The organism is Catenulispora sp. MAP12-49, assembly GCF_041262705.1.
Classification (GTDB): domain Bacteria; phylum Actinomycetota; class Actinomycetes; order Streptomycetales; family Catenulisporaceae; genus Catenulispora.
In genome coordinates this window covers 336,871-349,096 of the sequence record NZ_JBGCCP010000003.1, presented here as the reverse complement: position 1 = coordinate 349,096, position 12,226 = coordinate 336,871, and the positions used below count along the sequence as shown (strand labels likewise).

Sequence of the window (12,226 nt, the reverse complement as noted above, 5' to 3'; positions counted from 1 at the left end):
GTGCTCACCGCGCTTCCGCCGAGTAGGAGATCCCCACAGCCTTCGCACTGATGTCCACAGATTGTGCACCACGCCACTGACAACTTACGGGGTCCGTGGCAATACCCTGAAATTCCCTAATCACCGGCCCTCTCCCGGGGCTCCCGGGCGGGCCCGCCGGCGTCCTCACAGCGCGACCGCCGACTCCTCGGCCCACACGGTGAGCGGTTCCAGACCCGCGTCGGTGTACTCGCCGAACACCGTCACCGGATGGCCGCCGGAGACCGCCAGCAGCCGCCACAGGGCGGAGTCCTCGCACAGCAGCGGGACGCGGCGGCCCTCGCCGTCGGTGAGCTCGCCGTCCCGGTCCGGGACCGCGCCGGCGATCACCACCGGCCAGCCCTCCTGCCACGGGTCGGCGGCCAGGGCGGCGGCGAACTCGTCGGCCGCGGCCCGCAGGGTCCCGCCGGCGGGTGCGGCCGCCGTGGTCGCCGAGTCGAGCTCGCCGGCCTCCATCTGCGCACGCAGCGGCAGCACCTCGGAGTGGAACACCATCTCGGCCCGGTAGACCGCGCCGACCGGCAGCGCCAGGGTCGGCGCCTGCTGCATGGCGCCGAAGGCCAGCAGCATCGCGGTCCGGCCGCTCTCGGCGCCGCGCAGCCAGATCCGGCGCTCGGTGAGCTTGTCGGCGGCGCGGTCGCGGGAGCCCAGGACATGCCAGCGGTCGGCGACCCGCTCGCCGTCGCGGCGCACGGTGTCGGCGTCGACCGAGATCCCGATCCGCCGCCGCACGGTGTCCTGCATCGCCGGCGGCAGCTCGGGCAGGCGGGTCCAGGCCTGGCACAGCAGGTGCAGCCGGGCGAACTCGGCCAGGACCGCGTCCGGCCAGGCGTCGCCGGAGGCCGACCGGGCGGAGGCCAGCATCCGGACCCGGCCCGCCACCCCCGGCGCCTGCGCGTCCACCAGCCGCTTGGCGACCGGGTCCACGGCGCTGTAGGAGAGCGTGGCGGAGTCGCTGATGCCGGCCGCGATCTGGTCGGTGAGCCAGCGGTCCAGGTCGGCCAGGCCCGTGCCGATCCGCTCGGCGCGCTGGGCGGCGCGCTTGGCCGCGCCCTCGGGATCGGCGGCGGCCTTCTCGGCCTTGGCGACGCTGCGGGCCGCGGACTTCTCCGCGCGGTCCCGCCGGGACTCGGCCCAGGCCTCGACCCGGTCCGGGAGCGTCTCGGTGTCCGCGATCGTGCCCGCCGCCCACAACAGCAGCAGGCCCAGCGCGTGCTTGCATGGGAACTTCCTGCTGGGGCAGGTGCACTGATACGCCGTGTCCGAGTCCGCCACGGAGACCGTGACCTGGTACGGCTTGCTCCCGCTGCCTTTGCAGTCCCCCCACAACAGCCGCTCGGCGTCCAGGTATCCCGTGTCCGACCACGGACCCGGCACTCCGAGTTTCGCGCCCGCCTTCTGCGACGGGGCGTCCGGGGCCAGGGAGTTGACCTGGGCGGCGGTCCAACGTTCAGCCATGCCCCGAACACTATTTCAGGGCACCGACAACGGGGTGGGGCTTTGTGACGTCAGGGGTTCGGGCTCAGGGGTTCGGCTCAGGCGTGCGCGAGGTTCGCGTTCACCCAGTCGATGATGGCCTGGGTCGGCGTGCCGGGCGTGAAGATCGCCACGACGCCCATCTCCTTGAGCGGCTCGAAGTCGGCCTCGGGGATGATGCCGCCGGCGAACACCTTGATGTCCGTGGCGTCCTTCTCCTTGAGGACCTCCAGCACCTTCGCGCACTGGGTCATGTGCGCGCCGGACAGGATCGACAGGCCGATGGCGTCGGCGTCCTCCTGGATCGCGGTGGCCACGATCTGGTCGGGCATCTGGTGCAGGCCGGTGTAGATGACCTCGACGCCCGCGTCGCGCAGCGCCCGCGCCACGACCTTCGCGCCGCGGTCGTGGCCGTCCAGGCCGGGCTTCGCGATGACGACGCGGACCGGAGCTGACTGGCTCATTGCGACTGCCTCCATGGGATGTCCACCTGGAAGATCTTCCTTGATCCGCCATGACCGGTTCACACACTAACCGACCTGGGCCTAGGTGCCCTCCAGTCCCGCACTGTGACGGTCCGCACAATCTGCGTGAGGATCATCGGACTTCCTGCGACAACGCCAGTGAACCTCTTGCAAAGGGCGCGCAAAGTCTGCCGAACCGTTGTCCGTCGAGCCTTGGAGACGCTAAAGTCGCGACTCGATAACGGCGCTGTCCCCGCGCCGTTTGTGATCGGCTGTCCCGCGTTCCCAGGAGGTATTGGCCGTCATGGGAAAACATGGTGCGTCCCATAGTCCGTCCCATTGGGATACCGACTGGGAGGCGGCCATAACGCCTAACGGCGAGGACAGCCTGTACGGTTCAAACGACGGGTACCAGGCGGTCAACGACTGGTCCGGGGTGTACGAGACCCCCTCGCAGACCGGCTTCTACGAACAGGGAGCCGTCTACGACTACGAGGACGCCACGACCCGGCAGCCCGTGATGGACCAGAGCTACTACGAGTCGGTGTACGCGGCCTATTCGCCGCCACAGCAGCAGGCCCCGGCCGAGCCGAGGATCCCCGCTCAGCCGCAGGCGCCGGAGTCCAGCCCCATGTGGGACGGACCGGGGTGGCAGGATCCGTACGCGCAGTACGCGCAGCCCACCCAGCAGCCGCAGCAGGCGCAGCCGCAGTACGAGCAGCCCCACCAGCCGCCGCAGCCGCCGCACCAGCAGCAGCCCGCGCCGCCCGCGCAGCAGTACGGCCACCAGGCCTACGACGCCCAGCAGTACGGTGCGCAGCCGCAGTACGAGGACCACAACTTCCACCACCCGGACTTCGACACCGGGACCTTCGAGGCCATCTACGACGCCCCGGGGTCCACCGAAGCCGCGTACGACCTCCTGCCGGACGGCGAGGGCACGTACGACGCCTACGACGGCGAGGGCTACGCGGACGGCGAGTACGACGAGTACGAGAACGCCGCCTACGACGGGTCGGACTACGACGACGCCGAGGACTACGCCGGCTACGGCTACGGCGACCCCGAGGGCTACGACAACCCCGAGGGCTACGAAGACGGCGGCGAGGACGAAGCCCCCCTGCGCAGCCGCAGCCGCTCCGGCGGCACTCCCCCGGCCCGCCCCTTCGGCAGCAAGCCCGCGCGGCCCTCTGTGCCGCTGTCCGGGCGCCGCACGCTGCACGCGTTCACCTCGACCCCGGCCGCGGTGGTCGGCGTGGCGGCCGTGGCGGTCGCCGCCGTCGGCGGCCTGCGCCTGCCGGCGACCCACACCGAGACCGCCGCCGACGCGGCCAGCCCGGCCACGCCGACCAACGGCCTGGAGCAGAACCTGCTCCAGATGCGCGCCGCCAGCGCCAACCTCGCCGACCGCGCGACCCGCAGCGAGCAGCGCAGCGAACTGGTGCAGCAGCAGGCACTGGAGAAGCAGCGGCTCGCCGAGATGTCGCAGAAGTTCTTCCTGCCGGTCCAGGACTACGTGCTGACCGCCGGCTTCGGCCAGTCCGGCGACCGCTGGGTCAACCTGCACACCGGCCAGGACTTCGCGGTGCCGACCGGCACCAAGGTGGTCGCGATCACCGACGGAACGGTCATAGAGTCCGGCTGGGCCGGCCCGTACGGCTACCGGATAGTGATACAGCACCCTGACGGCAGCCAGACCTGGTACTGCCACCTGAGCGTGATGAAGGTCCGCAGCGGCAAGGTCGCGGCCGGCCAGATCATCGCCCTGTCCGGCGACACCGGGAACACCACCGGCCCGCACCTGCACCTCGAATACCACCCGCCCGGCCCGGCCGACCCGATGACCGGCGTGCCGGGGGCGTCGACCGCGGTGAACCCGATGCCGTTCCTGCGGGCGCACGGGCTGGTTCCGTAGGCGGCGGCCGGCGGGGGCTCAGTCCTGCGCGACCCAGCGACGCACACCGGGGGCGGCCAGCAGCGCCAGTTCGAGCCCGACCCGCGCGAGGAGCAGCGGACCTCCGCTGACATGCACGTCGTGCGCGAAAAGCGTCAACGTGCACAGCGCGATGACGACGATGTTCAGCGCCACGAGCGCGTACCAGGCGGCGGAACTCCCGTTCCAGAGCCCGCGGAGCAGGTAGACGCTCAGCAGCATCCACGGCAAGGCAGCGCCCCAGCCGCCGACCGCCGAGTAGTCGACGATCGCGAACGGCAGCGCTTCCAGTGCCGCGATGCCGGCGATCAGCCTGACAGGCCGTGACGCCGGACGCCGCGCGAGGTAGTCCCCTGTCGCAGAGCTCATCGCTCACCCCCGATTTATCCGATAAGCCTCACCGAGGGTATCGGCACCGACGCGGAGCGCACAGCCCCTAAAGCTTCTGCACCGGTGCCATCGTCAGCAGCAGCGTCCGCACGCCCGAGGACCCGAAGTCGATCGTGGCCTCGTCGCGCTCGCGGCCGCTGACCGCGACGACGGTGCCCATGCCGAAGGAGTCGTGGATGACGCGGTCGCCGGGGTCCAGGGAGATCACCTTCACCGGGCCCTTGCGCTGCTGGTAGCCGCGCGAGATGCCGCGGCGGTCGCCGAAGGGGGAGCGTTCGGCGGTCTTCGGCTCCGGGGCGGTGCGCTCCCACTCGACGAGGGTTTCGGGGATCTCGGCGAGGAACTTCGACGGCGGGTTGTACTGCGGTGCGCCCCAGGCGGAGCGGTAGACGGAGCGGGAGACGTAGAGCTGCTCGCGGGCGCGGGTGATGCCCACGTAGGCCAGGCGGCGTTCCTCCTCCATCTCCTTCTTGTCGCCCATGGAGCGCATGTGCGGGAAGACGCCGTCCTCCATGCCGGTGAGGAAGACCACCGGGAACTCCAGGCCCTTGGCGCTGTGCAGGGTCATCAGGGTGACCATGCCCTCGTGGTCCTCGCCGTCGGGGATCTGGTCGGAGTCGGCGACCAGGGCCACGCGCTCCAGGAACTCCGGGAGCCGGCCCTCGGGCTGGCCCTGCTCGAACTCCAGGGCCACGGCCAGGAGTTCGCGGAGGTTCTCGATGCGGGTCTCGTCCTGCGGGTCGTCGGAGTCCTGGAGTTCCTGCAGCAGGCCCGTGCGCTCCAGTATCGCCTCCAGGACGTGCGCGGGGCCGTACTCGGCGGCCAGCTCGCGCAGCTCGTCCATCATCTGCGTGAAGCCCTGGATGGCCTTCACCGAGCGCGCGGCCAGGGCCGGCGCCTCGTCGGCGCGGCGCAGGGCGTCGCCGAAGGAGATGCGGTCGCGGGCGGCCAGGCGCTCCAGCGACTCCTCGGCCTTCTCGCCGATGCCGCGCTTGGGGGTGTTCAGGATGCGGCGGACCGAGACGATGTCGTCCTCGTTGGCCAGCGCGCGCAGGTAGGCCAGCGCGTCGCGGACCTCCTTGCGCTCGTAGAAGCGGACGCCGCCGACCACGCGGTAGGGCAGGCCGATGCGGACGAAGACTTCTTCGAAGACACGGGACTGGGCGTTGGTGCGGTAGAACACCGCGACGCCGCCGTAGGTCGTCTCCTTGGCGTCGGAGAGGCGGTCGATCTCCTCGGCCACGAACTGCGCCTCGGAGTGCTCGTCGTCGGCGACGTAGCCGGTGATCAGCTTGCCCTCGCCGGAGTCGGTCCACAGGTTCTTCGCCCGGCGGCCCTTGTTGTTCTCGATGACGGCGTTCGCCGCGGTCAGGATCGTCTGGGTGGAGCGGTAGTTCTGCTCCAGCTTGATGACCTTGGCGTCCGGGTAGTCGCGCTCGAACTCGATGATGTTGCGGATGGTCGCGCCGCGGAAGGCGTAGATGGACTGGTCCGCGTCGCCGACCACGCACAGCTCGCCCGGCGGCAGCTCCTCGGCGTTCCCTCCGTCGGCGCCCTCGCCGGCCGGGCCGGCCCCGACCAGGTCGCCGTCCGCGGTGCGCTTCTTGTGCTGCCCGACCAGTTCCTTCACCAACTGGTACTGCGCGGTGTTGGTGTCCTGGTACTCGTCCACCAGGATGTGGCGGAAGCGGCGGCGGTAGTGCTCGGCGACCATCGGGAACGCCTGGAGCAGGTGCACCGTGGTCATGATGATGTCGTCGAAGTCCATCGCCTTGGCCGCGACCAGGCGGTCGGAGTACATCCGGTAGACCTGCGCGAGCTGGCGCTCGGCCTCGGTCTGCGCGCGGCTGGAGAAGGTGTCGTGGTCGACCAGCTCGTTCTTGAGGTTGGAGATCTGGCCGAGCATCGAGCGGGGCGTGGTCTTCTTCGGGTCGATCTCCAGGTCGCGCAGGACCATGGTCATCAGGCGCTGGGAGTCGGCGGTGTCGTAGATGGAGAAGTTGCTCGGCAGGCCCGCGGTCTTGGCCTGGGCGCGCAGGATCCGGACGCACGCCGAGTGGAAGGTCGACACCCACATCAGGCGGGCCCGCGGGCCGACCAGTTCCTCCACGCGCTGGCGCATCTCGGCGGCGGCCTTGTTGGTGAAGGTGATGGCCAGGATCGAGCCGGGGTGCGCGTGCCGCTCGCCGACCAGGTAGGCGATGCGGTGCGCCAGCACCCGGGTCTTGCCCGAGCCGGCGCCGGCGATGATCAGCAGCGGTCCGCCGGCGTGCACGACCGCCTCGCGCTGCGGGTCGTTCAGGCCGTCGAGCAGCTGGCGCGCCGAGGCCGACTCCTCCGGCGGGACCCAGGCGTCCTCCGGCTCGTCCCACCCGTCCCAGCCCTCGCGCTCGGCGTCGGACTCCTCGGCCCAGGCCGGGGGTTCGGGCAGGGTGCGGTCGGTGTGGCGCCCCTCGCCCGACCCGCGCTGCTCCCGGATCTCGTCGAGCATGGGGAACAACGGAAGGGCACCTGGGGCGAAGAGGGAAGAACTCACTCCAGGATTTTCGCAGACCGCACCGACAAGACGGGAGCGGTCGCGCAGATGAGGCTTTCACCTGGGCCGATACCGGTGCGGCCGGCGGGACCGGAGATAATGGTTCGGTGCCCGGAACACCGATGGTGACTCCGGTGTTGCCCCTCGTGGAGAGCATCCACCCCCGTCCGTCCGCCCCGGAACCAGGAGCCCTCATGCCCGACGCCAGCGCCCCCTCCCGCGTCCTCGTCGTCACCGCGCATCCCGACGACGTCGACTTCGGTGCCGCCGGCACCGTCGCGACGTGGACCGACGCCGGGATCGAGGTCACCTACGCGATCGTGACCAGCGGCGACGCCGGCGAGGCGTTCCCGGACACGCCGCGCTCGGAGGTGGCGGCCCTGCGCGAGACGGAGCAGACCGCCGCGGCCAAGTGCGTCGGCGTGACCGACATCCGCTTCCTGCACTGGCCGGACGGCCGCCTGACGCCCTCGCTGGAGCTGCGCCGCGACATCTCGCGCGTGATCCGCCAGGTGCGCCCCGACCGGGTCCTGATCCCCTCCGCCGAGCTGGACCTGGAGCGCATCTACGCCTCGCACCCGGACCACCGCGCGGTCGGCGAGGCGGCCATCGCGGCGGTCTACCCCGACGCGCGCAACCCGTGGGCGCACACGGAGCTGCTGGAGGACGAGGGGCTGGAACCCTGGACCGTCCCGGAGACCTGGGTGATGTCGATGAAGAACGCCGGCCACGCCGTGGACATCACCGACGTCTTCGACCGCAAGGTCGCCGCGCTGCAGGCGCACGCCTCGCAGACCAACGGGCACCCGGACCTGGAGGGCATGCTGCGCTCCTGGGGCGAGGGCGTCGCTCAGCGGCTGGGGCTGGGCGAGGGCCGGATCGCCGAGGCCTTCCAGGTGGTCAACACCCGCTGAGGCTTCACAGGACCTCGGCGACCGCCGCCGCCACCCGCTGCGCGGCGTCGTCGGAGAGCTGCGCGCCGGTGGCCGTGACGATGTAGAACACGTCGACGGCCTCGGCGCCGAGCGTCGAGACGCGCGCCGAGCGCACCGAGACGCCCGTCCCGGCCAGCGCCGAGGCGACGCGGTACAGCAGGCCCGGCGCGTCGCGCGCCTTGACCTCCAGCACGGTCGCCGAGGCCGAGGCGCCGGGCAGCACGGCCACACTCGGCGCGGCGACCAGGCGGTTGCGGCGTTCGCCGGCGTCGCGGCTGGCCAGGCGGCCGGCGACGTCCAGCGTGCCGGACAGGGCGGCGCGCACGTCCTCGCGGAGCCGGTCCTGCAGCGCGGTGCTCCAGTCGGCGGCGACCAGCCAGCGCTGGACGACGACGCCGTCGACGGTCTCGCTGGTGGCGGCGCGGATGGTCAGGCGGCGCAGCGCCAGCACGCCGGCGACGGCGGCCAGGATGCCGATCCGGTCGGGAGCCGCGACGGAGACCGCCTGCGCGCCCTGCACCTCGACGACGATGCCGTCGGCCGACGCCCGGCTGCGGGCGGCCAGCTCCTCGGCCCGCGCCGGATCGGACGGCTCGGCGACCGGCGGGTCGACGCCCAGCAGGGCGGCCTCGGCCCGCACGGCCAGGCCGTGGTACAGGCCGGAGCGCCAGGGGTTCCAGGCCGCGGGGCCGGTCGCCTTGCTGTCGGCCTCGGACAGCGCGCGCAGCAGGCGCAGCGCCTCCACGCGCGGGGCGGCCAGTTCGGACAGGGCGCCCAGGAGCGCCTCCAGCGTGGCCGGGTCGTCGGGGTCGCGGGCGGTGGCCAGGTCGGGCAGCAGCAGGTGATGGCGCACCAGGCCGGTCAGGGTGCTGACGTCGGCGTCGTTGAACCCGAACGCGGGCGCCAGCTGCCGGGTCAGCTCCGCGCCGGTCTCGGAGTGGTCGCCGGGCAGCCCCTTGCCGATGTCGTGCAGCAGCGCGGCGACCAGCAGCAGGTCGGGACGGTCGACGCCGCGCGGCAGGTCGGAGGCGGCGACGACGGTCTGGAGCGTGTGCCGGTCGACGGTGTGGACGTGCAGGCTGTTCCGCTGCGGCAGGGACCTGATGCGGCGCCACTCGGGCAGCAGCGCGTGCAGGATTCCAGAGCGGTCGAGCGCCTCCCACACCGGGATCAGGCCGGATCCGGCGCCGAGCAGGGTCACGAAGGCTTCGCGCGCCTCCCGCGGCCACGGGCGCGGCAGCGGTGCCGACTCCTCGGCGAGCCGGCGCAGGGTGTTGGGCGCGAAGGAGAGGCCCGACTCGGCGGCCGCGGCGGCGGCCCGCAGCACCAGGACGGGGTCGCGCGAGGGCGCGGCGGCGCGGGCCAGGAAGACCTCGCCGTCCTGTTCCACGACGCCGTCGGCCAGGGGCCGCCGCACGGGACGCCGCGCGGGGTTGCGGGCGACCAGCGCCGCGTCGACCTGGCGCCAGGCGGCTTCGGCGGTGTAGGCGATGGTGGTGGCGGCTTCGGCCACGCGGCGCATGAGGAGGTCGGCGTCGGTGGTGTAGAGCTCGGCGATGCTGATGCTGCCGACCGCGGGATCACGCAGGCCGCTGGACGGATCGCCGGGCTGTTCGCTGCCAGGCAGTTCGCCACCAGTCAGGGCGCCGCCAGCCGAAGCGCTCACCGCTGCGCCGCCGGCCGAACCCAGGTCCGCGGCGAACAGTTCGTCGGCCTCCAGCGGGCTGGTCAGGGTGCGGTCGTCCTGGTCGCCGAGCACTCCGGCGTCCCGCAGCAGTGCCGCGACCCCGTCCTGCTCCTGCAGGAGCAGCCGGTCCAGGGCGCGTCCCGACACTCCGTGCAGGGCGTCGCGCACGTCCAGCAGGAACTCCCGGGCCCGCTCGGGCGCCCCGTGCGGCACGTCCACCAGCCAGGTCGCCGAGATGAAGCGCAGCATCGCCGAGTCGCGCAGGCCGCCGCGCGCCTCCTTCAGGTCGCCCTCCAGGCGGTAGGCCAGCTCGCCGTGCCGGGCCAGGCGGGCGGCGTACTCCTCGCGCAGGTCGCGCAGGCGGCGCGGGGCGTCGCGGCGCCAGTCGGCGAAGACGCCGGCGCGCACCGGGGCCACCAGGTCCGCGTCGCCGGCGACCAGGCGGGCGTCGAGCAGGCCGGTGGCCACGGCCAGGTCGGTGCGGGCCAGCTCGAGCGCCTCCTGGACGGTGCGGACCGAGTGGTCCAGCTTCCAGCCGGAGTCCCAGACCGGGTACCAGATCTTCTCCGCGATAGCGCCTATGGCCTGCGGGCCCAGCGTGGCCGCGTGCAGCAGCACCACGTCCAGGTCGGAGCCCGGGGACAGCTCTTGGCGGCCGTAGCCGCCGACGGCCACTAAGGCGATGCCCGGCTCGTCCGGCAGGAGCGAGGCCAGGAACGCGTCCGCGGCATCCGAGCGCGCACGCCGGACGGCCGGCCCGATCTGCTGATCGGGCCGGCCGCCGGCTCCCTCACGATGCTGGTCCATGGTGGTCCATGTTTCCCGGGCCGGGCCCCGCTACAGGGCCGCGCCCCCGGTCTCGCCGGTGCGGACCCGGACCACCTCGTCGACCGGGGTGACCCAGACCTTGCCGTCGCCGATCTTGCCGGTCACCGCGGCCTTGACGACCACGTCCACCAGGGCTTCGACGTCCTCGTCCTCGCACAGGACCTCGACGCGGAGCTTGGGCACCAGGTCGACGGTGTACTCCGCGCCCCGGTAGACCTCGGTGTGGCCGCGCTGGCGGCCGTAGCCGCTGGCCTCGGAGACCGTGATGCCGTGGACGCCGAACTGCTGCAGCGCGTCCTTGACCTCCTCCAGCTTGAACGGCTTGACGATCGCCGTGATCAGCTTCATGCCTTCACACCCTCCGTGACGTCGTTGTCGGCCTTCTCAGCCTTGTCAGCCTTGTCGGCCTTCGCGGGCGACGGCGCCTCGGCCGCGGCCAGCGCGGTCCGCAGCGAGCCGGCCAGCCGGCCCCAGTCGTACGCGGTCTCCGAGTGCTCGGTGCTGTCGATGCCCTCGACCTCGGCGTCCGCGCTGATCCGCATGCCGATGGTCTTGTGCAGGATCACGCCCAGGATGTAGGAGACCACGAACGAGTACCCGAGCACGATCCCGGCCCCCGCGCACTGCGAGAGGAGCTGGTCGACGCCGCCGCCGTAGAACAGGCCGGCCTTGGCGCCGTTGGCGTAGCCGGAGACCATCTCCTTGGTGGCGAAGAAGCCGATCAGCACGGTGCCCAGGATGCCGCCGACCAGGTGCACGCCGACCACGTCCAGCGAGTCGTCATAGCCGAACTTGTTCTTCAGGTTGATCGCGTAGCAGCAGACGAAGCCCGGGATCAGGCCGACGAACATGGCGCCCAGCGGCGAGACCGAGGCACAGGCCGGGGTGATCGCGACCAGGCCGGCCACGGCGCCGGAGGCGGCGCCCAGCGAGGTGAAGGTGCCGTGCTGGATCTTCTCGGCGATCAGCCAGCCGACCATGGCGGTGCAGGTGGCGATCTGGGTGTTGATGAAGACCATGGAAGCCTGGCCGTTGGCGCCCAGGGCGGAGCCGGCGTTGAAGCCGAACCAGCCGAACCACAGCAGGCCGACGCCGAGCATCACGAACGGCACGTTGTGCGGCCGCATCGGGTCCCGGCCGAAGCCCACGCGCTTGCCGAGCACCAGCGCCATCGCCAGGCCCGCGGCACCGGCGTTGATGTGGACCGCGGTCCCGCCGGCGAAGTCCATGACGTGCAGGTTCTTGTTGATGAAGCCGTTGGGCGAGAACACCCAGTGCGCGACCGGGAAGTAGACCAGCGTCACCCAGGCCGCCACGTAGACGGTCCAGCCGACGAACTTGGTCCGGTCGGCCAGCGATCCGGAGATCAGCGCCGGGGTGATGATCGCGAACATCAGCTGGAAGCAGACGACCGCGATGGTCGGCACCCCGGTGGCGCCGAACAGCGAGCCGCCGCTGGCGCCGGAGCCGAAGCCCTGGCCGATGTCGTGCAGCGCCCACTGGTGCAGACCGCCCCAGAAGCCGTTGCCGCTGCCGTCCCCCGAACCGACGTTGCCGAACGACACCGACCAGCCGTAGAGCACCCACAGAATGGTCACCACGGCGATGGCGATGAAGTTCATCATGAGCATGTTCAGGACGCTCTTCGCGCGGACCATGCCGCCGTAGAAGAACGCCAGCCCCGGTGTCATGAGCAGCACGAGTGCTGAACTCGCGAGCACCCAAGCGGTGTCACCTGAGCTAAACGCGGATGGCATCGCTTCTCCCTCACCTGATTCGACGGACGATGTGAAGGAGATTGGCGGCGCACCGTTTCCGGTGACGCCGCCGAGTGTTTCGGAGCCGTGACAGATGCCGCCCGCATGTTACGTCGGGGTGAACTTGTCCCAACAGATGAGAAGGTTGGTTACAAAACGGACATGTATCAGCCTCCTGTTA

The 12,226-nt window shown here is 71.6% G+C and carries 9 protein-coding genes; 2 read left to right on the top strand and 7 right to left on the bottom strand.

What is annotated here, in order from left to right; all coding sequences use genetic code 11:
* Window positions 1-165: 165 nt before the first annotated feature.
* Together ABIA35_RS08765 and ABIA35_RS08760 are read right to left on the bottom strand one after the other, a co-directional pair.
* Window positions 166-1,497 (bottom strand): SWIM zinc finger family protein, encoded by a 1,332-nt coding sequence (locus tag ABIA35_RS08765; RefSeq protein WP_370337769.1) that lies wholly within the window; start codon window positions 1,495-1,497, stop codon window positions 166-168.
* A 77-nt stretch (window positions 1,498-1,574) separates the two neighbouring features.
* Window positions 1,575-1,979, bottom strand: a complete 405-nt coding sequence (locus tag ABIA35_RS08760) for a cobalamin B12-binding domain-containing protein (RefSeq protein WP_370337767.1) — start codon at window positions 1,977-1,979, stop codon at window positions 1,575-1,577.
* 304 nt (window positions 1,980-2,283) lie between these two features.
* Between ABIA35_RS08760 and ABIA35_RS08755 the strand changes: the two genes are divergently transcribed.
* Window positions 2,284-3,894, top strand: coding sequence for a M23 family metallopeptidase (locus tag ABIA35_RS08755; protein WP_370337765.1), 1,611 nt, complete (start codon window positions 2,284-2,286; stop codon window positions 3,892-3,894).
* Between the two features lie 18 nt (window positions 3,895-3,912).
* On the opposite strand, the gene ABIA35_RS08750 is transcribed toward ABIA35_RS08755, so the two are convergent.
* Window positions 3,913-4,281, bottom strand: coding sequence for a hypothetical protein (locus tag ABIA35_RS08750; RefSeq protein WP_370337763.1), 369 nt, complete (start codon window positions 4,279-4,281; stop codon window positions 3,913-3,915).
* A 67-nt stretch (window positions 4,282-4,348) separates the two neighbouring features.
* Window positions 4,349-6,793 carry a DNA helicase PcrA gene (pcrA, locus tag ABIA35_RS08745; protein WP_370338458.1) on the bottom strand — a complete coding sequence of 815 codons (2,445 nt, stop codon included), beginning with the start codon at window positions 6,791-6,793 and terminating at the stop codon, window positions 4,349-4,351.
* A 239-nt stretch (window positions 6,794-7,032) separates the two neighbouring features.
* Between pcrA and ABIA35_RS08740 the strand changes: the two genes are divergently transcribed.
* Window positions 7,033-7,752 (top strand): PIG-L deacetylase family protein, encoded by a 720-nt coding sequence (locus ABIA35_RS08740; protein WP_370337762.1) that lies wholly within the window; start codon window positions 7,033-7,035, stop codon window positions 7,750-7,752.
* Between the two features lie 4 nt (window positions 7,753-7,756).
* Here ABIA35_RS08740 and ABIA35_RS08735 read toward each other — a convergent pair whose 3' ends face one another.
* Genes ABIA35_RS08735 through ABIA35_RS08725 form a run of 3 tightly spaced genes read right to left on the bottom strand, consistent with a single transcriptional unit; the run spans window position 7,757 to window position 12,045 of the window.
* Entirely contained in the window at window positions 7,757-10,267 is a 2,511-nt protein-coding gene (locus ABIA35_RS08735) for an ACT domain-containing protein (RefSeq protein WP_370337760.1), read from the bottom strand.
* A gap of 30 nt (window positions 10,268-10,297) precedes the next feature.
* A complete protein-coding gene (locus ABIA35_RS08730; protein WP_370337758.1) occupies window positions 10,298-10,636 on the bottom strand; it encodes a P-II family nitrogen regulator in 339 nt (112 codons plus the stop codon).
* On the bottom strand, window positions 10,633-12,045 hold the full coding sequence (locus ABIA35_RS08725; RefSeq protein ID WP_370337756.1) for an ammonium transporter: 1,413 nt from the start codon (window positions 12,043-12,045) through the stop codon (window positions 10,633-10,635). The genes ABIA35_RS08730 and ABIA35_RS08725 overlap by 4 nt, the downstream gene beginning before the upstream one ends.
* Between the last annotated feature and the right edge of the window lie 181 nt (window positions 12,046-12,226).